The organism is Benzoatithermus flavus (assembly GCF_037908215.1).
GTDB lineage: Bacteria > Pseudomonadota > Alphaproteobacteria > Geminicoccales > Geminicoccaceae > Benzoatithermus > Benzoatithermus flavus.
In genome coordinates, this window is sequence record NZ_JBBLZC010000038.1 from 14,394 (window position 1) to 37,121 (window position 22,728).

General features: G+C 69.6%; 17 protein-coding genes. 7 read left to right on the top strand and 10 right to left on the bottom strand.

The annotated features are described in order from the left end of the window. Positions 1-45 precede the first annotated feature (45 nt). The 6 genes from U1T56_RS22570 to clpS all read right to left on the bottom strand — a co-directional run bounded on the left by U1T56_RS22570 (position 46) and on the right by clpS (position 7,545). Entirely contained in the window at positions 46-807 is a 762-nt protein-coding gene (locus U1T56_RS22570) for a sterol desaturase family protein (RefSeq protein ID WP_418161771.1), read from the bottom strand. A 248-nt stretch (positions 808-1,055) separates the two neighbouring features. Next, complete coding sequence (locus tag U1T56_RS22575) at positions 1,056-1,841, bottom strand: sulfite exporter TauE/SafE family protein (RefSeq protein WP_418161791.1); 786 nt, start codon at positions 1,839-1,841, stop codon at positions 1,056-1,058. An 18-nt stretch (positions 1,842-1,859) separates the two neighbouring features. After that, complete coding sequence (locus U1T56_RS22580; protein WP_418161772.1) at positions 1,860-3,632, bottom strand: bifunctional protein tyrosine phosphatase family protein/NAD(P)/FAD-dependent oxidoreductase; 1,773 nt, start codon at positions 3,630-3,632, stop codon at positions 1,860-1,862. A 74-nt stretch (positions 3,633-3,706) separates the two neighbouring features. Continuing rightward, positions 3,707-4,573, bottom strand: a complete 867-nt coding sequence (locus tag U1T56_RS22585; RefSeq protein ID WP_418161773.1) for an MBL fold metallo-hydrolase — start codon at positions 4,571-4,573, stop codon at positions 3,707-3,709. 247 nt (positions 4,574-4,820) lie between these two features. After that, positions 4,821-7,154, bottom strand: a complete 2,334-nt coding sequence (clpA, locus tag U1T56_RS22590) for an ATP-dependent Clp protease ATP-binding subunit ClpA (RefSeq protein WP_418161792.1) — start codon at positions 7,152-7,154, stop codon at positions 4,821-4,823. A 64-nt stretch (positions 7,155-7,218) separates the two neighbouring features. After that, entirely contained in the window at positions 7,219-7,545 is a 327-nt protein-coding gene (clpS, locus tag U1T56_RS22595) for an ATP-dependent Clp protease adapter ClpS (RefSeq protein WP_418161774.1), read from the bottom strand. Positions 7,546-7,784: 239 nt separating this feature from the next. Between clpS and U1T56_RS22600 the strand changes: the two genes are divergently transcribed. Then, positions 7,785-9,206: a sodium:proton antiporter gene (locus U1T56_RS22600; RefSeq protein WP_418161775.1), complete on the top strand. Its 1,422-nt coding sequence runs from the start codon at positions 7,785-7,787 to the stop codon at positions 9,204-9,206. A 12-nt stretch (positions 9,207-9,218) separates the two neighbouring features. Here the strand turns inward: U1T56_RS22600 and U1T56_RS22605 are convergent, their stop codons facing one another. From U1T56_RS22605 to U1T56_RS22615, 3 genes are all read right to left on the bottom strand, one after another. Beyond that, positions 9,219-10,067: a universal stress protein gene (locus U1T56_RS22605; protein ID WP_418161776.1), complete on the bottom strand. Its 849-nt coding sequence runs from the start codon at positions 10,065-10,067 to the stop codon at positions 9,219-9,221. 38 nt (positions 10,068-10,105) lie between these two features. Then, positions 10,106-10,828 (bottom strand): hypothetical protein, encoded by a 723-nt coding sequence (locus U1T56_RS22610; RefSeq protein ID WP_418161777.1) that lies wholly within the window; start codon positions 10,826-10,828, stop codon positions 10,106-10,108. Between the two features lie 390 nt (positions 10,829-11,218). Next, complete coding sequence (locus tag U1T56_RS22615) at positions 11,219-11,872, bottom strand: histidine kinase dimerization/phospho-acceptor domain-containing protein (protein ID WP_418161778.1); 654 nt, start codon at positions 11,870-11,872, stop codon at positions 11,219-11,221. A 168-nt stretch (positions 11,873-12,040) separates the two neighbouring features. Between U1T56_RS22615 and U1T56_RS22620 the strand changes: the two genes are divergently transcribed. Continuing rightward, positions 12,041-12,583: a hypothetical protein gene (locus U1T56_RS22620; protein WP_418161779.1), complete on the top strand. Its 543-nt coding sequence runs from the start codon at positions 12,041-12,043 to the stop codon at positions 12,581-12,583. Positions 12,584-12,601: 18 nt separating this feature from the next. Here the strand turns inward: U1T56_RS22620 and guaB are convergent, their stop codons facing one another. After that, entirely contained in the window at positions 12,602-14,083 is a 1,482-nt protein-coding gene (gene guaB / locus U1T56_RS22625; protein ID WP_418161780.1) for an IMP dehydrogenase, read from the bottom strand. Positions 14,084-14,313: 230 nt separating this feature from the next. On the opposite strand from guaB, the gene U1T56_RS22630 reads away from it, so the two are divergent. The 5 genes from U1T56_RS22630 (at position 14,314) to U1T56_RS22650 (ending at position 22,640) form a co-directional block, all read left to right on the top strand. Continuing rightward, on the top strand, positions 14,314-16,029 hold the full coding sequence (locus tag U1T56_RS22630) for a long-chain-fatty-acid--CoA ligase (protein ID WP_418161781.1): 1,716 nt from the start codon (positions 14,314-14,316) through the stop codon (positions 16,027-16,029). Beyond that, entirely contained in the window at positions 16,026-17,162 is a 1,137-nt protein-coding gene (locus U1T56_RS22635) for a thiolase family protein (RefSeq protein ID WP_418161782.1), read from the top strand. Before U1T56_RS22630 ends, U1T56_RS22635 begins: the two co-directional genes overlap by 4 nt. Before the next feature lie 18 nt (positions 17,163-17,180). Next, positions 17,181-19,511 (top strand): 3-hydroxyacyl-CoA dehydrogenase/enoyl-CoA hydratase family protein, encoded by a 2,331-nt coding sequence (locus tag U1T56_RS22640; RefSeq protein ID WP_418161783.1) that lies wholly within the window; start codon positions 17,181-17,183, stop codon positions 19,509-19,511. A gap of 20 nt (positions 19,512-19,531) precedes the next feature. Next, complete coding sequence (locus U1T56_RS22645; protein WP_418161784.1) at positions 19,532-21,331, top strand: acyl-CoA dehydrogenase C-terminal domain-containing protein; 1,800 nt, start codon at positions 19,532-19,534, stop codon at positions 21,329-21,331. Between the two features lie 85 nt (positions 21,332-21,416). Continuing rightward, on the top strand, positions 21,417-22,640 hold the full coding sequence (locus tag U1T56_RS22650) for a S1 family peptidase (protein WP_418161785.1): 1,224 nt from the start codon (positions 21,417-21,419) through the stop codon (positions 22,638-22,640). Positions 22,641-22,728: the final 88 nt, after the last annotated feature.

Genomic DNA, 22,728 nt, shown 5'->3' on the forward strand with positions numbered 1-22,728 from the left:
CGGAACCCGGGCGAGCCGTGGCGGCCCGGCATTCTCTGCTCCGGCTCAGCTCATGCGGCGCGTGCGCTTGAACGCGTATTCCTCGTCGGAGGCCGAGAGCTCGCCGACCCAGGGATAGCGCGCGCGCTCCTCGGGCGTGTAGCCCAGATTGTGGGTCGTCGGGCTGCGCGGCACGTCGCGCTGCCGGTCGTAGAGCGTGCCCAGAATGCGGTCCCAGAGATTGGTGGTGATGCCGTAATTGCCCTGCTCGCTGTGGAAATGGTGCGCAAGGTGCCGCCGCTTGATCTCGCGCAGCCAGCGATTCTGCGGCGTGAACGGCAGGTGCTGGACGCAGTGGCAGAACTCGTAGCCGGCGAAGGCGAGAAGGGCCGTGGCGAGCGCCGCGAAGGCGGCGGAAGCACCACCCACGAGCCAGCCGAGCGGCAGGCTCAAGAGGAAGATCGGCGGCAGCGTGGTGTAGAGCGCCCCGAACAGCACGGAGAGATCGTGCGGATTCTGGTGGTGGTCGTAGTGGATCCGCTTCCAGACCTTGGCCGTGAGCGGGTTCTTGTAGAGGAAGCGGGCGTGCAGCACCCATCGGTGGAGCGCGTACTCCGCGAACGGGTAGACCAGGAAGACGAGGCCCACGCCCAGGAGCGGCTGCCACCAGTTCGGCGCCACCCGCACCGCGAGCACGATCGCGATCACGGCCAACGCCAGATAGACCATGATCGAATAGTGCGTGAAATAGGCGATCACGAGCTCCCGCAAGGTCATCCGGTCCAGGCGGTATTCGCGTCCGGACCAGGAGCGGATCGATGCCAGCATGCGATGGTTTCCCCGAAAGTGCGAACCGGCTGAGCGTTCGACCTGGAGCCCGCCCGCCCCATCGGCGTGTAACGCCGGGCGACATGGAAGAGCGCCGTCGGGCTGCGGAACAAGCTAGAGCTAGTGTCGCCATGGCCGGGTGTCGAGACCCGGCAGCGCCGGCATGGCCGTGTGCGGCCTCGCTGATGCTGCGACACAACAGAGCAGGGCGGCCGAGGACCGGGCCCGCGGCACCCCGAGGCCATGGATCAGGCCGCTGCGCCTGCGTTCTTCGCCAGCATGAAGACGGCGACGGCGACGATGGCGGCGGCGAAGACCCAGTTCAAGGCGGCACGCCGCCTGGCGAGACGCTGGGCGACCGCCGCCCCGATCCAGCCGCCGGCCACCCCGCCGCCGATGAAGAGCAGCGCTATCCGCCATTCGACCAGGCCCGAGGCCGCGTAGTTGAGCGCGGTCGCGAGCCCGAACGAGCCGACCGAGACCAGGGACGTGCCGATCGCGTGGAGGATGTCCATGCCGGTGGCGAGGATCAGCCCCGGCACGATCAGGAAGCCGCCGCCGATCCCGAAGAACCCGGCCAGAAGCCCGGCAGCGCAGCCGATCAGCGCCAGACGGATCAGGCACACCCTGCCCTCGCAGACCGGTCCGGCCGCGGGCCGCTTCGGCCGCACCATCAAGAACGCTACCACCAGCATCAAGAGCGCGAACAGGCTCAGCAGGCGCTGTCCGTCGACCAGCTTGCCGGCGGTGGAGCCCAGGAGGGCGCCGATCACGCCCGCGGCGGCGAACACCACGGCCTGCCCCCAGCGCACGTTGCCGGCCCGGCTGTGCGGGACGAGGTTCGCGAACGCGTTGACCGCGACCGAAAGGGCGCTCGTCCCGATCGCGAGATGCGGGCTCTTCACGCCCACGACGTAGAGCAGGAGCGGCACGGCCAGGATCGAGCCGCCGCCGCCGATCAGCGCCAGCGAGAAGCCGACGAAGCTGCCGGAGAGCACGGCCAGGGCGTTCTGGGCATGAAGGGCGAGATCCATGGCTGCCATGTCCGAGCCTCAACGGGCCGACACGCCAGGGGGGCGGGACGGATCGAACGCGCAGGCCGCCTGCGCCTCGTGGGTACCCGGTGCATGCGGCAGGAGTTGCGGGCCGGCCAGCCACTCGTGGCCCTTCAGCATGAGCTCGAAGTAGATCGTCGGCAGGAGCTTCTCCTTGAGCAGCCAGGCGAGCCGGCTGGGCCTGGTCCCGTCCAGGAACGGGAAGGTCGGCAGGAGTTTGCCGCCATAGCCGAACTCGGCCAGCCCGATCTTGCCGCGCTCGACCGTCAAGGGGCACGAGCCGTAGCCGTCGTAGATCGCCCGCGGCGCCTCGCCGTCGAGGATGGCGAGCACGTTCGTGGCCACCACCGGCGCCTGCTTGCGCACGGCGGCCGCGGTCTTGGCGTTGGGCGCCGAGCAGGCGTCGCCGAGGCCGAAGATGTTGCCGAAGCGGACGTGCTGCAGCGTTTCCGGGCCGACCTCGACCCAGCCCGCCGCATCGGCGAGCGGACTCTCGCGGACGAAGCGGGGTGCCCGCTGCGGCGGGCAGACGTGGAGCATGTCGAACGAGCGCTCGACGATGCTCACCGCACCATCCGCCCCTTTCACCTCGAACCAGGCCTTCCTTGCCGGTCCGTCCACCGCTTTCAGGTTGGTGGTGAAGGCGAGCTTCGTCCCGTACTTCTCGACGTACGCCATCAGCGCCGGCACATAATCCTTGACGCCGAAGAGAACAGCGCCGGCGGTCAGGAACTCGACCTCGATGCCGGGCAGGACCCCGCGCCGCAGCCAGTGGTCGCAGGCGAGATACATGGCCTTCTGCGGCGCGCCGGCGCACTTGATCGGCATGGGCGGCTGGGTGAACAGCGCCCGGCCACCACCGCGCAGGCTCTGCACGAGCTCCCAGGTATAGGGCGCCATCTCGAAGAGATAGTTCGAGGTGACGCCGTTCTTGCCCAGGGTCTCGCGCAAGCCCTCGACGCCGGCCCAGTTCAACTCGATGCCGGGGCTGACGACGAGGCAGCGGTAGCCGAGCCGCTCGCCGTCCTCGAGCACGACCTGGTTGTGCTCGGGCTCGAAGCCGGCCACGGCCGTCTTCACCCACTTGACACCCTTCGGCATCACCTGCGCCATCGGCCGCTCGGTATCGGCGCGGCGGAACACGCCGCCGCCCACCAGCGTCCAGCCGGGCTGGTAGTAGTGCGCCTCACGCGGCTCGATCACCGCGATCCCGAGGCCGGGGCGCCGCTTCAGGAGGCTCGCCGCCGTGGCGAGCCCGCCCGCCCCGCCGCCGACGACGACCACGTCGAAGACGACACCGTATCTCTCTCGCACCTCGCCGCCGACCCTGGCGCTCACGGGCTCGGCGGCACGGCTGCTCGCCTCCAGCCGGGGCCGGAGTGCGGCGAGATCGTAGCCCGCCTCGGCCGCGGTGCGCAGGATGGCATCGGGATCGAGGTGCCAGGCCTCGCTCAGTGCCCAGAGCGTGGTCGAGCGGGTGCCGGTGCGGCAGAAGGCGAGCACGGGCCCCTTGAGCTCGCTCAATTCTTTGGCGAACGCCGCCACGTCCTCGTCGGTCACCCTGCCCGAGATCACCGGCAGGTGGCGGTAGGCGAGGCCCAGCCGGGCGGCCGCGGCCGCGAGCGCCTCGCTCGTGGGCTGACCCTCGCCCTCGCCGTCCGGGCGGTTGTTGACGACCGACTTGAAGCCCTGCGCCGCCAGCACGCCGAGATCGGCCTCGCTGATCTGCGGTGAGACGTGAAGGAACGGGGTGAGCTTCCTGATCTGCATCGGGCTCGTCTCCAGGACGTGCGGGACCGTGGCGCCCTGCGGCGCGAGCACGAGGCGCCGTGAGGCGCCCTCGCTCAGAGCATGTCGAGCGGGATCTTGAGGTAGCGCTGGCCGTTGTCCTCGGGCGGCGGCATCTGGCCCGCGCGCATGTTGACCTGCACCGAGGGCAGGATCAGGCGCGGCATGCCGAGCGTCCTGTCGCGTGCCGTGCGCATGGCGACGAACGCGTCTTCGCTGACACCCTCGTGCACGTGCACGTTGTAACGCTTCTCCTCGCCGACCGTGGTCTCCCAGCGATACTCGTCACGGCCCGGTGCTTTGTAGTCGTGGCACATGAACAGACGGGTCTCGTCGGGAAGGGCGAAGATCTTTCGGATCGAGCGGTAGAGCTGACGGGCATCGCCGCCCGGGAAGTCGCAACGCGCCGTGCCGTAGTCCGGCATGAACAGCGTGTCGCCGACGAAGGCGGCATCGCCGATGACGTAGGTCATGCAGGCCGGGGTATGGCCCGGCGTGTGCAGCGCCCTGGCCTCGATCGAGCCGAGACGGAAGGTCTCGCCATCCTCGAACAGGTGGTCGAACTGGCTGCCGTCGCGCTGGAACTCGGTGCCGGCGTTGAAGATCTTGCCGAACACGTTCTGCACGATGGTGATGTTCCTGCCGATGCCGAGCTTCCCGCCGAGCCGCTCCTTGAGATAGGGCGCGGCGGAGAGGTGATCGGCATGGACATGGGTCTCGAGAATCCATTCGACCTCGAGTCCGTGCTCCTGGACGAAGGCGATCATCCGGTCGGCCGAGTGCCGGTCGGTGCGGCCGGATGCGGGGTCGAAGTCGAGCACGGAATCGACGAGCGCACATTTGCGGGTAGCCGGATCGGCCACGACATAGCTCACCGTGTTGGTCGGCTCGTCGAAGAACGCGGTCACCTCGGGCTTCTGCACGACACCTCCTCCGAATGGCTGGGTTCTCTGGGACGAGGCTGTCCGAGGGCAACCAGCATACCGCAACCTGCATCTCCCGCCTCTTTTATTAGTTATATCTTATTTAGGTTTCGTGCAAGTATCGAGCCGCACGCGAGGTGTGGCAGTCCGTCGCACCGGCGCTTTCATCGGCCCGAAAGCAAGAAGCGCCGGAGGGACGGATCTCCCCTCCGGCGCTTCCTGGCGACAACGGCTCGGCGGCCGATGCTCAGCCGACCGGCTCGAGCATCTGCTCCTCGCCGGAATCCTCGTCCGAGAGCTCGTCCGGTGCCGCCAGCAGCGGCGTGTCGCCCACCGGGGCAATGTGGAAGGCGGGCTTGCCGTCGGCGATCGTGACGTAAACCTTGCCGCCCTTGGCGAGCCGGCCGAACAGGAGCTCGTCGGCGAGCGGCCGCTTGATCTCCTCCTGAATCACCCGGGCGAGCGGGCGGGCGCCGTAGAGCGGGTCGTAACCCTTCTCGGCGAGCCACAGCTTCGCCTCCTCGTCGAGCTCGATCGAGACCCGCTTGTCGGCGAGCTGCGCGCCCAGCTCCTTGATGAACTTGTCGACCACGTTGCGGATGATCTCGGGCGTGAGCCCGCGGAAGGCGATGACGGCGTCGAGCCGGTTGCGGAACTCCGGCGTGAACAGGCGCTTGATCGCCTCCGAATCGTCCCCCTCCCGCTGCACGGCCTTGCCGAAGCCCATGACGGGCCTGCTCATGTCCGACGCACCGGCGTTCGTGGTCATGATCAGGACGACGTTCCGGAAATCGACCGTCTTGCCGTTGTTGTCGGTGAGCTTCCCGTAGTCCATCACCTGGAGCAGGATGTTGAACACGTCGGGATGCGCCTTCTCGATCTCGTCGAGCAGGAGCACGCAGTGGCGGTGCTGATCGATCGCATCGGTCAGAAGGCCGCCCTGGTCGAAGCCGACATAACCCGGGGGTGCGCCGATCAGGCGGGAGACGGCGTGCCGCTCCATGTACTCCGACATGTCGAAGCGGATCAGCTCCACCCCCATCACCTTGGCGAGCTGCTTCGCGACCTCGGTCTTGCCGACACCGGTGGGGCCGGAGAAGAGATAGCAGCCGATCGGCTTCTGCGGGTCGCGCAGGCCCGCCCGGCTGAGCTTGATCGCCGAGGCCAGGGCGTCGATCGCCGCGTCCTGGCCGAACACGACCGCTTTCAGGTCCTCGTCGAGAGTCCGGAGCGCCTCCTTGTCCCGCGCCGTCACGGTCTTGATCGGCACACGGGTCATCTTGGCGACGATCTCCTCGATGTCCTTGGCCTTGATCGTCTTCTTGCGGAGATGGACCGGCCGCAGCATCTGCGCCGCACCCACCTCGTCGATCACGTCGATCGCCTTGTCCGGCAGCTTGCGGTCGTGGATGTAGCGGGTCGAGAGCTTGACCGCGGCTTCCAGAGCACCGCCCGTATAGCGGACCTGATGGTGCGCCTCGAAGCTGGGGCGCAGGCCCTCCAGGATCTTGATCGCCTCGTCCTCGGTGGGCTCGGGGATGTCGATCTTCTGGAAGCGGCGGACGAGCGCCCGGTCCTTCTCGAAGTAGTTGCGGAACTCCTTGTAGGTTGTCGAGCCGATGCAGCGGAGATCGCCGCTGGCGAGCGCCGGCTTGAGGATGTTCGAGGCATCGAGCGAGCCGCCGCTCGTCGCGCCCGCGCCGATCACGGTATGGATCTCGTCGATGAAGAGGATCGCGTTCTTGTTGGCCTCCAGTTCGGAGAGCACGGCCTTGAGGCGCTCCTCGAAATCGCCGCGATAGCGCGTGCCGGCGAGAAGAGCACCCATGTCGAGCGCGTAGATGACGGCGTTCTTCAGGATGTCGGGCACCTCGCCCTGGACGATGCGCAGGGCCAGCCCCTCGGCGATCGCGGTCTTGCCGACCCCGGGATCGCCCACGAACAGAGGATTGTTCTTCGAGCGCCGGCAGAGGATCTGGATCGTGCGCTCGATCTCGGCCTCGCGGCCGACCAGGACGTCGATCCGGCCGTCGCGCGCCTTCTGGTTCAGGTTCGTGCAGTAGGCCGAGAGCGCCTCCGTGCCCTCGCGCTTCTCCTGCCCTTCGGGCTCGTCCGCACCGCGCACGCGACGCTCCTCACTCATACCGGGCTTCTTGGCGATCCCGTGCGCGATGTAGTTGACCGCATCGAGCCGCGTCATGTTCTGCTCCTGCAGGAAGAACACGGCGTGCGATTCGCGCTCGGAGAACAGGGCGACGAGGACGTTGGCGCCGGTGACCTCCTGCCGGCCGCTCGACTGGACGTGGATCGCAGCGCGCTGGATCACGCGCTGGAAGCCGGCGGTGGGCTTGGCGTCGACCGCGCCCTCGACCGCGAGCCCGGAGAGGTCGTGGTCGAGGAAGTCCATGAGGCTCGTTCGCAGCCGCTCGACGTCGACCGCGCAGGCTTTGAGCACGGCTAGAGCGTCCTGATCCTCGGTCAGCGCCATGAGCAGATGCTCGAGGGTCGCGTACTCATGCTGGCGGGCATTGGCGAGCGCCAAGGCCCGGCGCAGCGTCTTCTCGAGTGTCCTCGAAAGCATCGGCATCACCTGTCGTCCTCGAGAGAAGCCAAGCTCGTGGTCCCTGCCATCGGCGTGCGGCCGGTCACTCCTTCTCCATCATGCATTGCAGCGGGTGCTGGTGCTGGCGGGCGAACTCGATCACCTGCGCCACCTTGGTCTCGGCGACCTCGAACGTGTAGACGCCGCAGACGCCGACCCCGGTGTGATGCACGTGGAGCATGATCCGAACGGCATCCTCGTGATTCTTGTTGAAGAACCGCTGGAGCACCGTGACCACGAATTCCATCGGTGTGTAGTCGTCGTTGAGCAGCAGGACCTTGTACAATGAAGGTCGCTGCGTTTTCGTCCGGGTCTTCGTGACCACCTCGCCTTTCGGCGCGTCGCCCCGGAAGGTCGGCTTGTCACTCATGTGCAACCCACGCAACCCCGACATCTCACCGATATCCGGAATCATAGTGCAATCGGGCATCTGAACAAATCCCAAATTCCCGCGCCGCACGGCCGTGCGACCACCCGATCGGGCCGTCCCCGCAAGGCTCGGCAACCGTATCGCCGGCCGACCGCTCGCCCTCGGCGACAAAGACGCGTATCCAAAGATGCCCTTCTGCACCATAACCGGGCTCGCCCACTGCTCGGAAGATCAACAGAATGCGCCTCGAACGGATCCTTGCCTTCTCGCTGGCACCGATCGTCGTCGCCGCGCCGGCGCAGGCCGCCGAGCCGGGTTATCATCTCGACGGTGCCGCCCTCGGCCTCGGCTGGGTGCTGCCGTTCGCAGCCGTCCTGCTCTCGATCGCCGTGGGCCCGCTCGCTGTCCCCGCCCTGTGGCACCGCCACTACGGCAAGATCTGCGCCGGCTGGGCCGCCTGCTACCTCCTGCCGCTCGCGGCCCTGCACGGCTTCGAGGCCGCTCTCTACCAGGTGGCCCACACCGTCCTCCTCGAATACCTGCCCTTCATCGTCCTCCTGCTGGCATTGTTCACGGTCACGGGCGGCCTCGCGGTGGCGCTGGACCGCCCGGCCACGCCCGCCTTCAACACCGGGCTCCTCGCCACCGGCACGCTGCTCGCGAGCTGGATGGGCACCACGGGTGCCGCCATGGTCTTGATCCGCCCCTTGCTCCGCGCCAATGCCTGGCGGCGGCGGCGCGCCCACGTCGTCGTGTTCTTCATCTTCCTCGTCGCCAACATCGGCGGTGCCTTGACCCCGCTCGGCGATCCGCCTCTGTTCCTGGGCTTCCTCAAGGGCGTCCCGTTCTTCTGGCCGACACGGCACCTGCTGCTGCCGACGGCGCTGACGGCAGGGCTGGTCCTCGCCGCCTTCTTCGTCGTCGACAGCTTCATCTACCGCAAGGAGCCGGGGCCGGCACCGGCGGCACGGGAGCGCAGCGGCGAGCCGCACATCACGGGCGCGGTCAACATTCTTCTTCTCGCCGGGATCGTGGCGGTCGTGCTCGCGAGCGGGATCTGGCACCCCGGCGTGAGCCTCGAACTCTTCCACGCCGCTCTGCCGCTCGAGGATCTCGTCCGCGACCTGCTCCTCCTCGCGATAACGCTCCTCTCCTGGCTGCTGACGCCCGTGGCGACGCGGCGCGCCAACGGGTTCGGCTGGGGCCCTATCGTCGAGGTGGCGAAGGTCTTCGCCGCGATCTTCGTCACGATAGCGCCCGCCATCGCCATCCTCCGGGCCGGGTCGCGAGGCGCCCTCGCGGCCGTGGTCGATCTCGTCACGGCACCGGACGGCACCCCCTTGAACGCCATGTATTTCTGGGCGACGGGCATCCTCTCGAGCTTCCTCGACAACGCGCCCACCTACCTCGTGTTCTTCAGCATGGCCGGGGGCGATCCCGCCGTGCTCACCGACCCACTCGCCACGACGCTCGCGGCGATCTCGACTGGTGCGGTGTTCATGGGGGCCAACACCTACATCGGCAACGCACCGAACTTCATGGTGCGCGCCATCGCCGAGGAATCGGGCGTGCGCATGCCGCACTTCTTCGGCTACATGGCATGGTCGGGCGCGGTGTTGATCCCGATCTTCCTGCTCGTGACCTGGATGTTCTTCCGCTGATCCGGCCACCTTTCAGTGCGAGACCAGGACGGGTGCTTTCACCCGGTCGAGCAGGAGCGTCGTCGTGGCGCCGAACAGCCAGTCGCGCCAGGAGCGGCGCCCGTAGGCGCCCATCACGACGAGCGCAGGCTCCAGCGTCGCGAACGCCTGCAGCAGCGCCTCGCCGACCTCCGCCACGCCGGCCACGAGGCCGTGCGCCTCGGCGGCGACGCCATAGCGGGCCGCGAGCGCGACCGCGATCCCGGCCGTGCGCGAGGCCTCCTCCTCGCTCGCCGCCACGCTCACCACGTGCAGCGGCCGGTCCTGGGCGAGGCCGAGCTCGAGCAGCGCGTGCAGAGCCCGCGCGGCACCGGGACTCGCATCGTAGGCGACGGCCACGGCCCCCGTCGGACGCAAGGGCTCGCTGTCGGCGAGCAGGATCGGGCCGGGCACGGTCTCGATCAGGTGATCGAGACGCAAGGCGTAGTCGAGCTCGACCGCGTCCTCGTCGCGCCGTCGCCTGAGGGCGGAGGACAAAACGAGCAGATCGTGCTGCTGCGCCTCGAGCGCCACCTCCTGCTCGGCATCACCTTCGCGCACGTCGAGCTCGCACACGATGCCGGCGGCAGCGAAAGCCTGCTCCACCTCCGGGCGGATCGCCGCGAGCGCACCCCGCAGCTTTCCGAGCAGCGCCTCCTCGAGATGGGCATGATGGGCGACGCCACCGACCCCGACCGCCTCGGGCTCGGCCACCCGCGCGGCGTCGACCGTGAGCAGCACCTTCACCGCACAACCATGCCGCTCGGCCAGCATGATCGCGCTGACGACCGCCGCCCGATGATCGCTGATGCCATCGAGCGCCAGAAGAAGACTCTTCAACATCGGGCCGTCCCGCGGAGCCTGTTGCGTCCGTCGACGGCTCAGCCGTCCGCGTCGGAGGCCACCTGACGCAGTGGCTTCAGCCGCAGTCGCTCGCGGCGGGGTCCCGTGCCGGCCGCAGGGGTCGTGCCGCCGGCCATGGCCGGCTCGTCAGCGGACCGCGAGACGCGAAGCCGCAGGCGCGGACGCGCGCCGTTCTCGCGTTCCTCGGCGCCTTCGTCGGCAAGGGACGCCCGCGCGGCCGCACGCTGCTCCTCCTGCTCCTGCTCCATGATCTGCGCCACCTGGAGCGGCGGTGGCGGCAGCGGACCCGGCTCCGGCGTGGCGGAGGCGGCCGCAAGCCGGAGCGCCACCTCGCGCAGCCGGTCGACGCCCACGACCTCGACCGGCTTCACCTGCACCTCAGTGCGCGGCTCGGGCGAGAGACCGGCCTCCTCGGCATCGGCGATCGTGAGCTTCAGGCGGGCGAGCTGCTCGAAGAACTCCTCGCGCTGCGCCGGCGGCAGCCGGTCGACCATGCGCTCGTCCACGAGACGGTTGGCCTGGGCGAGGATGTTGCGGGCATGGACGAGCTGGCCCGACATCTTGGTGTTGCCGGCGAGCACCTGAGCCAGGGCCTTGGTGGTCGGCTGCAGCATCGGCAGGAGCTCGGCGGCCGAGCCCGGCACGCGACGGCCGGCGCCGTTGCCGCCTCCCTCGTGGTGGCGTCTGCCACCACCGCCCTTGCCACGCTTCTTCGGACCGTTGCGGCGATAGGGAAACATCGATTGGTTCTTCATCCAGCAGCTAGACCTCACGGCGACGTCGGCGCGACACGCATGATCGGATGCAGCGCCCGCACGGGGTGCGCCACAAGCAGGCTGAACGGCGGATGTCGCTCGCTCACGCGACTGCCCAACCCCGCGGGAACAAAAGGTGGTTCAGACCGCTACGTCGACCCGGCATCGACCTGGCCGCCGCCCCGAGCCGTCCCGATTGCAGGCCAGCGGCAGTGCGACGAATGTGCACGGCAGTTGCTCGTTGTTGTAGCAGGAGTACCGTTGAACGCCGGAAAATCAACAAAAAAGTTTCACAGACCTCGTCCGGCGGGCGATCCGACCCGGGATCCCGCCGAACGTCTCGCGCGAAAGGCGATCTGATCCCATCCTGGAAGCCTATGCCTCCCCGGCTCCTGTCACGACCCACGCGCGGGACCAACGGATCGCGACGATTCCCGGTTCCCTCAGGCGCAGCTCGCCTCCCTGGCGAGCCGCCATGCGCTGGGCCAGCTCGATCGCGAGCAGGCCGACGCCATCGGCTCCCCTCATGTCATCATGCCCCAGCTCGAGTTCAAGCCCCCCGTCGGCGGGACGCGCGGCGGCCGCGAGCGGCCGTGCCGCGACGGCATCGGGCCAGATCAGATAGGTCCGGCAGAGCGCTCCCACCTGCCGCCAGGCCGCGGGCCGGCCGAGCACGACCGGCGGCGCACCCCCTGCTCCTCGCAGCTCGAACCCGAGCCCGCGCAGCAACCTGCCGAGATCGACCGCCTCGACGCTGCCGGCCGCCTCCGGCGCCGCGAGCTCCAGCAGCAGCCGGCAGACCTGCTCCAGAGCACGGCCGGCGCGGGCGATCTCGCGCACATGGCCCAGCGCCTCTGTGCTCAACGGGCAGGCTCCCCCTGTCAGCAGCAGCTCGGAGAAGCCCTGGATGGCATGAAGCGGCGTCCTGATCTCGTGCACGAGCAGCCGCAGCAGCCGGCCGGGATCCTCCTCCGGCGACAGGATCGGCGGCAGGTGCTGCTGTCGGTCGGCAGTGGTCTCGCGGCTCAAGGAGCGGCTCCTCTCCTCCTCACGGCTCCTCCTCACGGCAGCGAAACGCCCATGGACGAGGCGGGCCGCCGGCCGGCACGCTCCCCGATTGCCCGCTGCCAGCGGGACGGGCACTATTCTCGCGACGCCGTGGGGCGACCTTGCCCGACCAAGCTTGGCGAGGCGTAAATGTCGATCGATCGTGCCCGGCAACGGCCGGATTCCGCGCCGCTCGCCTTACCGAAGGATGCCGTCGAGCTCGCCTACCGCAAGCCGTCGCTGCTCGCCGATTACCTGCGCGCGATCGGCGGGCTCGTCCTGACGCTCCTGCCGCTGGCGCTGTTCGACCCGCCCTGGCCGGTGCGGCTCGGCCTCGTGGCCCTGGCGGCGCTGTTCACGGCGTTTCTCGTCCAAACCCGGCAGCGCCACCAGACGCGGCTGCGCCTGACGCCCGAAGGCATCGCACGCGTGGGTCGGCCGCGGCAGCAGGTGACGTGGCAGGAGCTCGACCATCTGCGGCTGCGCTGGTTCGGCCCGCGCCGCGCGGGCGGCAACGGCGGCTGGCTCGAGCTCGAGCTGCGCGGTGGCAGCAAGCGCCTCGTGATCACCTCCGCGCTCGACCGGTTCGAGGACGTCCTGGCCGATGCGGTCGATGCCGCGGCGCGCAAAGGCCTCCCGCTCGAGCCCGCCACCCGCGCCAACGTCGTGGCCGCTCTCGGCCGGGTGGCCTGAGCCGCCCGCGGCCCGCCCTCAGAGCTCCTGGCGGTAGTTCGGCGCTTCCCGCGTGATCGAGACGTCGTGCACGTGGCCCTCGCGCCAGCCGGCCTGGCTCACCCGCAAGAAACGGCAGCCCGTCTGCATGGCGCGGATGTCGGCGTTGCCGGTATAGCCCATGGCGGCCCTGAGCCCACCCACGAGCTGGTGGATGATGTTGGCGACCGGGCCGCGATAGGGCACCCGGCCCTCGATCCCCTCGGGTACCAGCTTCAGGGCGTCGCGCACCTCCTGCTGGAAATAGCGGTCGGCCGAGCCGCGCGCCATGGCACCGAGCGAGCCCATGCCGCGATAGGCCTTGTAGGAGCGGCCCTGGTAGAGGAACACCTCGCCCGGCGCTTCGTCGGTCCCTGCGAACATCGAGCCCAGCATGGCGCAGTCCGCTCCCGCCGCCACCGCCTTGGCGAGGTCGCCCGAGGAGCGAATGCCGCCGTCGGCGATCACCGGCACCCCCTTCGTCCGGCACGCCGCGACCACGTTCCAGATCGCGGTGAGCTGCGGCACGCCCACGCCCGCCACGACGCGCGTGGTGCAGATCGAGCCCGGGCCGATGCCGACCTTGATCGCGTCCGCCCCGGCTTCGACCAGCGCCTGCGCCGCAGCACCCGTGGCGACGTTGCCGGCGATGATCTGCACCGCGTTCGAGAGCCGCCGGATCGCGGCCACACCGTCGATCACCCCCTTCGAGTGCCCGTGCGCCGTGTCGACCACGATCACGTCGGCCCCGGCCGTGATCAGCGCTTCGGCGCGTTCGAGCCCGGCGGGGCCGGTGCCGGTCGCGGCACCCACCCGAAGGCGCCCCTGCTCGTCCTTGCAGGCGTTGGGATAGCGCTGCGACTTCTCGATGTCCTTGACGGTGATGAGTCCGACCAGGCGGTAGCCCTCGTCGACGACGAGGAGCTTTTCGATCCGGTGCTCGTGCAGGAGCCGCATGGCCTCGGTCCGGCCCACACCTTCCCGCGCCGTGACCAGGCCGTCCGCAGTCATGAGCTCGCGCACGGGCCGGTCGCTCCTCGGCACGAAGCGCACGTCGCGGTTGGTGAGAATCCCGGCCAGCCGCCCGCTCGGCCCTTCGACTACCGGCAGACCCGAGATGCCGTGCCGGTCCATGAGGTCGAGCGCCTCGGAGAGCGGCGTCTCGGGCCGGATCGTGAGCGGGTTCACGACCATGCCGGCCTCGAACTTCTTGACCTGCAGGACCTGGTTCGCCTGCTCCTCGATGCCGAGATTCTTGTGGATGATGCCGAGCCCGCCGTGCTGCGCCATGGCGATCGCCATGGGTGCTTCGGTCACCGTGTCCATGGCCGCCGAGATCAGGGGGATTCCGAGCTCGATCGCGCGCGTGAGCCGGGTCCGCACGTCGACCTGGGCCGGCAGGATCTCGGAATAGCTGGGCTCCAGCAGGACATCGTCGAAGGTCAGGGCTTCGACCATGGCGGGGCGCAGGTCGCTGGTCATGGACTCACCTCGAGGGAGGTTACTTGGCTGGCGCCCCTATAGCGCCGGGCGAGGCCGCGGGCCAAGCCCGGCCGACATACGCGCGGGCTCGTGAGCGTGCGGCCAAATTGACGTTTACGTAAAGGTAAGCGATAACCAGGAAACGCAGCCCCGTGCCGCCCGGATCGGCGCGAGGCTCGGGCGAGACGGGCCGGCCCGTCGGGGCGCGCCCACGATCAGGAGGGCGGGACATGGCGATGCGTGCGCGTGTCGTTGAGCCGGAGCCGGCTCTGCCGCGGCCGGATCCCGAAGTCGACCTCGTGAGCGCGATCGAGCCCAGGCCGGTCACGACGCTCCTCCACGCTTCGGTCGCACGGTTCCCCGACCGGCCGTGCCTCGACTTTCTCGGCCGCCGCTACCGCTACCGCGACGTGGCCGACCTCGTCGCCCATGCCGCCAAAGGGCTGCACGGGCTCGGCGTCACCAAGGGCACGCGTGTGGGCCTGTTCCTGCCCAACTGCCCCTACTTCGTCATTCTCTATTATGCGGTGCTCGAGGCCGGCGGAATCGTGGTCAACGTCAACCCGCTGCTCGCCGAACGCGAAATCGAGCAGCAGCTCGCGGACAGCGCGGTCGAGATCATCGCCACCCTCGATCTCGCCGCCCTCTACGGCAAGCTCGCGCGCGTTCTCGAGCACCGGCCCGTGCGCCACGTCCTGGTCTGCCGGATGCGCGACATCCTGCCGATGCCGACCCGCCAGCTCTTCGCCGTGATGCGGCGCAAGGAGGTGGCGCACATCCCGGCCGACGAGCGCCACGTCCCCTTCCAGCGCCTGATCGACAACGATGGCCGGCCGCCCAAGGTCAGCATCGATCCCACCCGGGACATCGCGCTGCTGCAATATACCGGCGGCACCACCGGCACACCCAAGGGAGCGGAACTCACCCATGCCAACCTCTACGTCAACACCGTCCAGACCGGCCGCTGGTTCCAGCATCGGATAACGCCCGGTCAGGAGCGCATCCTGGGCGTCCTACCGCTGTTCCACGTCTTCGGCATGGCGACGGTGATGAACGTGGGGCTTCTGATCGGGGCCGAGATCGTCCTCCTGCCGCGCTTCGAGATCGGCCAGCTCATGCAGGTGATCCATAAAAAACGTCCGACGATCTTCCCGGCCGTGCCCACCATGTTCACGGCGATCATGCGCTACGACCAGCTCGAGCGCTACGATCTCTCCTCGATCAACGTCTGCGTCTCGGGCGGGGCGCCGCTGCCGGCCGAGGTCAAGGAGAGCTTCGAGCGGATCACGGGCTGCGTCATCGTCGAGGGCTACGGGCTCACCGAGGCTTCGCCCGTGGTGTGCATCAACCCCGTGGGCGGCGTGCACAAGACGGGCTCGATCGGCCTGCCGCTCCCGCTCACCGAGGTCGAGATCGTCTCGCTCGCCGACGGGCGCACTCTCCTGGGCCCCGGCGAGCGCGGCGAGCTGTGCGTGAAGGGCCCGCAGGTGATGCGCGGCTATGCCGGCAGGCCCGAGGAGACCAGGCAGGCGCTCGCGGGCGGGCACCTGCACACGGGCGACGTCGCCTATCGCGACGCGGACGGCTACGTCTTCATCGTCGACCGGATCAAGGACGTGATCCTGGCCGGCGGCTTCAACGTCTATCCCCGGAACGTCGAGGAGGCGATCTATCTCCACCCGGCGGTCGAGGAGTGCATCGTCGCCGGCGTGCCCGATCCCTATCGCGGCCAGACCGTGAAGGCCTGGATCAAGCTGGCACCCGGCCAGCAGCTCGACGAGAAAAGCCTGCGCGCCTTCCTCGAGGACAAGCTGAGCCACATCGAGATGCCGCGCCAGATCGAGTTCCGCGACACGCCGCTGCCCAAGACCCTGATCGGCAAGCTGTCCAGAAAGGACCTGCTCGCCGAGCACCAGGCCCGCGGCGCCACGGGAGAGCCTTCGTGAAGGACATCGTGATCGCGGGCTATGCCCGCTCTCCGTTCCAGCCGGCCACCAGGGGCGCTCTCGCCAAGGTGCGTCCCGACGAGCTCGCGGCCCAGGTCGTGGCAGCCCTGATCGAGCGCACCGGCGTCGATCCGGCGACGATCGAGGACGTGATCGTCGGCTGCGCCTTCCCCGAGGGCGAGCAGGGCCTCAACGTCGCCCGCCTGATCGGCTTCCTGGCGCACCTGCCCGAGAGCGCTGCGGCCACCACGGTGAACCGCTTCTGCGGCTCCTCGATGCAGGCGATCCACATGGCCGCGGGGGCGATCGCCATGAATGCCGGCGAGGCCTTCGTCTGCGCGGGCGTGGAATCGATGACCCGCGTGCCGATCATGGGCTTCAACCCCATGCCCAACCCGAGGCTCGCGAAGGAGTACCCGGAAGCTTACGTCTCGATGGGCGAGACCGCCGAGAACCTCGCCCGCCTGCACCAGATCCCGCGCGCAGCGCAGGAAGCCTTCGCAGTCCGGAGCCACCGCAAGGCCGCCGCCGCCGAGGCCGAAGGCCGGCTCGCGGCCGAGCTCGTGCCGATCGCGACCAAGGCCGGCACGGTCGAGCGCGACGGCGGCATCCGCCCCGACACCACGGCGGAGCAGCTCGCCGGCCTGAAGCCCGCCTTCGATGCCCAAGGCACGGTCACGGCCGGCACGAGCTCGCCGCTCACCGACGGGGCCGCCGCCGTCCTCGTCACCTCGGGCGACTTCGCCCGCGCGCACGGCCTCCCGGTCCTGGCCCGGATCCGGAGCATCGCGGTTGCCGGCTGCGCGCCCGGGCTCATGGGGCTCGGTCCGGTGCCGGCGACGCAGAAGGCCCTGGAGCGGGCCGGTCTCACGCTCGCCGACATCGACGTCATCGAGCTCAACGAGGCCTTCGCCGCCCAGGCGCTCGCCGTCGTCCAGCGGCTCGGCATCGACGAGGCGAAGCTCAACCTCGACGGTGGCGCCCTGGCGCTCGGTCATCCTCTGGGCGCCAGCGGGGCGCGCATCACCGGCAAGGCCGCGAGTCTCCTGAAACGCGAGGGCAAGGATCTCGCGCTCGCCACCATGTGCATCGGCGGCGGCCAGGGCATCGCCACGGTGCTGGAAGCGGCCTGAGCGAAGGGAGCCGCCGTCATGGAGATCAGGCAGGCCGCCGTGATCGGTGCCGGCGTCATGGGCAGCGGCATCGCTGCGCATCTCGCCAACGCCGGCATTCCGGTGCTGTTGCTCGACATCGTGCCCGAGGGTGCCAAGGACCGCAGCGTGCTCGCGCGCACGGCCCTGGAGCGCATGGGCAAGGCCGATCCGGCGCCGTTCATGTCGCCCGAGGCGGCGAAGCTCGTGGCACCCGGCAATCTCGAGGACGATCTCGACCGGCTCGAAGCCGCCGACTGGATCGTGGAAGCCATCGTCGAGGAGCCCGAGGCCAAACGGCAGCTCTACCACCGGCTGGAGGCCGTGCGCCGCAAGGGCTCGATCGTCTCCTCCAACACCTCGACCATCCCGCTCGCTTATCTCGTCGAGGGCCTGCCCGAGAGCTTCGCGCGCGACTTCCTGATCACCCACTTCTTCAACCCGCCACGCTACATGCGCCTTCTGGAGCTCGTCGCCGGCCCGCTCACCCGGCCCGAAGCGGCCGCAGTTTTACGCGACTTCGCCGACCGCCGGCTCGGCAAGGGCGTGGTCCTCGCCAAGGACACGCCGGGCTTCATCGCCAATCGGATCGGCGGCTTCTGGCTGCGCACGGCGATCCACGAGGCGGCGCGGCTCGGCCTCACGGTCGAGGAGGCGGATGCGGTGATGAGCGGGCCGGTCGGCATCCCGAAGACCGGCGTGTTCGGGCTCTTGGATCTCGTCGGCATCGACCTCGTCCCCAAGGTCGCGGCCAGCATGGGCCGCCTCCTGCCGCCGGGCGACCGCTACCGCGAGCAGGCCTTCGATCTGCCGCTGATCGAGCGCATGATCGCCGAGGGCCGTACCGGCCGCAAAGGCAAGGGCGGCTTCTACCGCCTGCGCGAGGAGGGCGGTCGGAAGGTGAAGGAGGCGATCGACCTCGCGACCGGCCGATATCGCCGCAGCGAGCGTGCCCGGCCCGAGAGCATCGAGGCAGCCAAAACCCAGGGCCTGCGTGCGCTCCTGACCTACCCCGACCGCACCGGCCGCTATGCCTGGGCGGTCCTGTCCGAGACCCTGGCCTATGCCGCGGAACTGGTGCCCGCCATCAGCGATACGATCCAGGGTGTCGATGAGGCGATGCGCCTCGGCTACAACTGGAAGTACGGCCCGTTCGAGCTGATCGACCGGCTGGGTACGGGCTGGCTCGCGGAGCAGCTCCAGGCCGCCGGCCGGCCCGTCCCGCCGCTCCTGGCGCTCGCCGCCGGCCGCCCGTTCTACCGCAGCGAAGCCGGCGGTCTCGAGCAGCTGGGGCCCGACGGCGCCTACCATCCGGTGACCCGGCCCGAGGGCGTGTTGCTTCTCGCCGACATCAAGCGCACCACGGAACCGATCCTGAAGAACGGCTCCGCCGCCTTGTGGGACATCGGCGACGGTGTCGCCTGCTTCGAGTTCACGTCGAAGATGAACGCGCTCGACGGCGACACGCTCGACCTCCTCGCCCGCGCGATCCCGCTCGTGGCCGAGCGCTACCGGGCGATGGTGATCTACAACGAGGGCACGAACTTCTCGGTCGGCGCCAATCTCGGCCTTGCCCTGTTCGCGCTCAACGTGGGCTTGTGGTCCGAGATCGAAGCACTCGTGCAGAAGGGCCAGGAGACCTACCGGGCGCTGAAATACGCCTCCTTCCCGGTGGTCGGCGCACCCTCGGGCCTGGCGCTGGGCGGCGGCTGCGAGATCCTCCTGCACTGCGCCGCCGTCCAGGCCCACGCCGAGAGCTATCTCGGCCTCGTCGAGACGGGGGTGGGCATCGTTCCGGCCTGGGGTGGCTGCAAGGAGATGCTGCTCCGGCACATGACGAACCCCCATCGTCCGGGCGGGCCGATGCCGCCGATCGCCAGGGTGTTCGAGCTGATCGGGCTCGCCACCGTCGCGAAATCCGCGGCCGAGGCGAAACAGCATCTCTATCTCCGTCCCGAGGACGGCATCACCATGAACCGCGACCGGCTCCTCGCCGATGCCAAGGCCAGAGCGCTCGCCATGGTCGAAGCCGGCTGGCGCCCGCCCGCGCCGCCGGCCGGGATCCACCTGCCCGGCCCGACCGCACGCACCGCGCTCGAGCTCGTCCTGAACGGCTATGTCCGCCTCGGCAAGGCCACGCCGCACGACCGGGTGGTGGCGGGCGCCTTGGCCGAAGTTCTCTCCGGCGGCGATACCGATATCACCGAGCCCCTCGCCGAGGCCGACCTCCTCGCCCTCGAGCGCCGCGCCTTCGCGCGGCTCGTGCGCCACCCGGCCAGCATCGCCCGCATCGAGCACATGCTCGAGACCGGCAAGCCCTTGCGCAACTGAACGAACCCGGGAGCAGGCCCATGCACGGCTATAGCACCCCTCTGCGCGACATGCGCTTCGTCCTCCACGAGCTCCTGGGTGCCGAGCGCTTGAGCGGGCTTCCCGGCTACGCGGATGCCACGCCCGAGACCATCGACGCCGTGCTCGAGGAAGCGGCGAAGCTCGCCGAGAACGTGCTGGCCCCCTTGAACCGCTCCGGCGACGAGGAGGGCTGCGTTTACGAGAACGGCGTCGTCCGCACGCCGCGCGGCTTCAAGGAGGCCTACGCGCGCTTCCGCGAAGGCGGCTGGACCGGCGTGTCGGCAGCACCCGAGCATGGCGGCCAGGGCCTGCCCAAGCTCGTCAACTTCGTGCTCGAGGAGATGTTCTCGAGCGCCAACTTCGCCTTCGCGATCTATCCCGGCCTGAGCCAGGGGGCCTACAACGCGATTCAGCTCCACGCCGAAGAGGGCTTGCAGCGGATCTACCTGCCGAAGCTCGCCGACGGCTCCTGGTCCGGCACCATGTGCCTCACCGAGCCGCAATGCGGCACCGATCTCGGCCTGATCCACACCCGCGCCGTCCCGGCAGAGGACGGCAGCTATCGCCTCACCGGCACCAAGATCTTCATCAGCGCCGGCGAGCACGATCTGACCTCGAACATCGTCCATCTGGTGCTCGCCCGCCTGCCCGATGCCCCTACGGGTACTCGCGGCATCAGCCTGTTCGTCGTGCCGAAATTCCTGCCCGTGCGGCGGAACGGCGGCTGGGAGGCGGGCGCGCGCAACGGTGTGCGCTGTGCCGGCATCGAGCACAAGATGGGGATCAAGGCCTCCTCCACCTGCACGATGCAGTTCGAGGACGCGGTCGGCTGGCTCGTGGGCGAGCCGCACAAAGGCATGCGCGCCATGTTCACCATGATGAACGGCGCGCGGCTCGCCGTCGGCCTTCAGGGCCTCGCCGCCGCCGAAGCCGCCTACCAGAAGGCACGCGCTTACGCGCGGGAGCGCCTGCAGGGCCGCTCGCTCAAGGGGGCCGCGATGCCGGGCGAGCCCGCCGATCCCATCATCGTCCATCCCGACGTGCGCAGGAATCTGCTCACCATCAAGGCCTTCGTCGAGGGTGCGCGGGCGCTGGCCTACTGGGTCGGCTACCATCTCGACCTGCAGGCGCGCCACCCCGACCCGGCCGAGCGCGCGGCTGCCGACGATCTCGCCGCGCTCATGACCCCCATCGTCAAGGCCTTCCTTACCGACCAGGGCTTCACCGCCACCAACCTCGCCATGCAGGTCTTCGGCGGCCACGGCTATATCCGCGAGACCGGCGTGGAGCAGCACGTGCGCGACGTGCGCATCGCCCAGATCTACGAGGGTGCGAACGGCATCCAGGCGCTCGACCTCGTCGGCCGCAAGCTCGGCCAGAACACGGGCCGCCTCCTGCGCCGCTTCTTCCATCCCATGGCCGCCTTCCTCGAGGAGCACGGGAAAGACCCGACCCTGGCCGAGCTCCTGGCACCGCTCGCCAGGGCCTTCGGCCGCCTGCAGCAGGCGACCGTCCTGATCGCGCAGAAAGGCCTGAAGGACCCCGAGGAGGCCGCCGCCGCGGCTTCCGATTATCTCCAGCTCTTCGGCTACGTGGCGCTGGGCTGGATGTGGGCGCGCATGGCCGTGGTGGCACGAGAGAAACTGCCGCGTGCCAACGGCGAGGCCTCCTTCTACGATGCCAAGCTCCAGACCGCCCACTTCTACATGCAGCGTACCCTGCCCCATGCCACGGCCCACTTCGCGGCGCTTGCCGCCGGCAAGGACAGCCTGATGGTACTTCCGGCAGACGCGTTCTGAGCCGGCTGCGGGCACACCGGCTTGCCCGATGCGTCGGCGCCGATGCTATCCTGCCCGAGCCATGCCGACGCGTCAGGAGACGAGCTTGCCCACGACGACGCCCCGACGAAGCCGGCCTCGCGACGGCGGAAGGCTCGCGAAGCTGCTCGCCACGGCGCTTCCCGCCTTCCTGCTCGCCGGCTGCGCCGATCCTTCCACCGGAGAGCAGCCGGCAGGCCTGGGCGAGCGGTTCGCATCCCTGGTCGGGCTCGCCGTTCCGGCCGAGCCCGACGCCGTCGAGACGGCCTCGCGCTCGATCTGGGGGGTCGTGCCCGAAGCGCCGCGCCACAAGGCGGAGCTGCGCCCCGAGCTGATCAAGGGCTCGGCGGTCGCGATAGCGTCGGACACGCTGCTCGCGAGCTGCCGCGTGGTCGGCGATCGTGCCAGCGTCGGGCTCGTCCGTCACAACAAATACCGCATCGCCCGGGTCACGGCAGCCGATGCCGGGCGCAGCATCTGCACGCTGCGCGTGGCGCAGGGACCTCTTATCCCCGCCCACGGCTATCGCCGCCTCGCCGACCTGCGGCCGGGCGAGCCCGTGTTCGCCCTCACGAGCCGCACCAACGCCGATCTCGCCCTCTCGCGCGGCATCCTCGCCAGCACCAGCGCGGGCAGCGATCCCTTCCTCGAGACCACTCTCGTCCTGCCGGCGAGCGCCGAGAGCGCCGTCCTGTTCGACGCCGAAGGCAACCTGATCGGCCTCGGCTCGGCAGGCCCGACGCGAGACAGCCTGGTACTCGCGACCCCGGTGAGCGGCCGCCTGGCGCCGCAGCTCGCGAGCCGTGCTTCCGGACCGGCCAGGAGCCCGCTCGCGGCCTTCTGGCTGCGCCTGCGCGAGAGCGACCGCGAACCGCCCTCCCTGTTCCGCACGAGCCCGAGCGACGACGGCGAAGCCGCCACGACCGATACCGGTGCACCTGCCACCCGGGCCGGTCTCGGGGGGACTACCATCCCGCCCGAGCCCGCAGCCGGGCCGGTCCGCGAGCAGCCGACGCCCGCAGCCTCCGTCCCCGCATCGAGCCCGCCGGACGCGCAACGCAGCCCGACCCGGCACGCGACCCGTGATCGGGGCGATCTCGACAAGGAAGGCCGGACCGCGGGTGCCAAGGACGGCAAGAGCCGCGACGAGCCGGGACGGGGCGACGATGCCCTTGGCCAGAATGGACCCGAGCGTGGCGGACGAGGCCGTGGCGACGATCGGGACCAAGAGGATCGCGGCCGGCGCGACGATGGCGGCGACGACCACGGCAAGGGGGGCGGACGCGACTGAGCCCTGCCGACCGGCCGCTTGACGGACGGAGGCAGGCGGGCTTCAACACCCGACGCCGGAACCCGCCCGCGTGGCGGCGGCCAAGCGA

Excerpts from the sequence above, each read along its gene's own strand:
- U1T56_RS22605 (WP_418161776.1), bottom strand. The coding sequence starts at position 10,067 with ATGTTGAAGAGTCTTCTTCTGGCGCTCGATGGCATCAGCGATCATCGG.
- U1T56_RS22575 (WP_418161791.1), bottom strand. The coding sequence starts at position 1,841 with ATGGATCTCGCCCTTCATGCCCAGAACGCCCTGGCCGTGCTCTCCGGC.
- U1T56_RS22580 (WP_418161772.1), bottom strand. The coding sequence starts at position 3,632 with ATGCAGATCAGGAAGCTCACCCCGTTCCTTCACGTCTCACCGCAGATC.
- U1T56_RS22620 (WP_418161779.1), top strand. The coding sequence starts at position 12,041 with ATGTCGATCGATCGTGCCCGGCAACGGCCGGATTCCGCGCCGCTCGCC.
- U1T56_RS22570 (WP_418161771.1), bottom strand. The coding sequence starts at position 807 with ATGCTGGCATCGATCCGCTCCTGGTCCGGACGCGAATACCGCCTGGAC.
- U1T56_RS22600 (WP_418161775.1), top strand. The coding sequence starts at position 7,785 with ATGCGCCTCGAACGGATCCTTGCCTTCTCGCTGGCACCGATCGTCGTC.
- U1T56_RS22645 (WP_418161784.1), top strand. The coding sequence starts at position 19,532 with ATGCACGGCTATAGCACCCCTCTGCGCGACATGCGCTTCGTCCTCCAC.
- clpS (WP_418161774.1), bottom strand. The coding sequence starts at position 7,545 with ATGAGTGACAAGCCGACCTTCCGGGGCGACGCGCCGAAAGGCGAGGTG.
- U1T56_RS22610 (WP_418161777.1), bottom strand. The coding sequence starts at position 10,828 with ATGTTTCCCTATCGCCGCAACGGTCCGAAGAAGCGTGGCAAGGGCGGT.
- clpA (WP_418161792.1), bottom strand. The coding sequence starts at position 7,154 with ATGCTTTCGAGGACACTCGAGAAGACGCTGCGCCGGGCCTTGGCGCTC.
- guaB (WP_418161780.1), bottom strand. The coding sequence starts at position 14,083 with ATGACCAGCGACCTGCGCCCCGCCATGGTCGAAGCCCTGACCTTCGAC.
- U1T56_RS22640 (WP_418161783.1), top strand. The coding sequence starts at position 17,181 with ATGGAGATCAGGCAGGCCGCCGTGATCGGTGCCGGCGTCATGGGCAGC.
- U1T56_RS22630 (WP_418161781.1), top strand. The coding sequence starts at position 14,314 with ATGGCGATGCGTGCGCGTGTCGTTGAGCCGGAGCCGGCTCTGCCGCGG.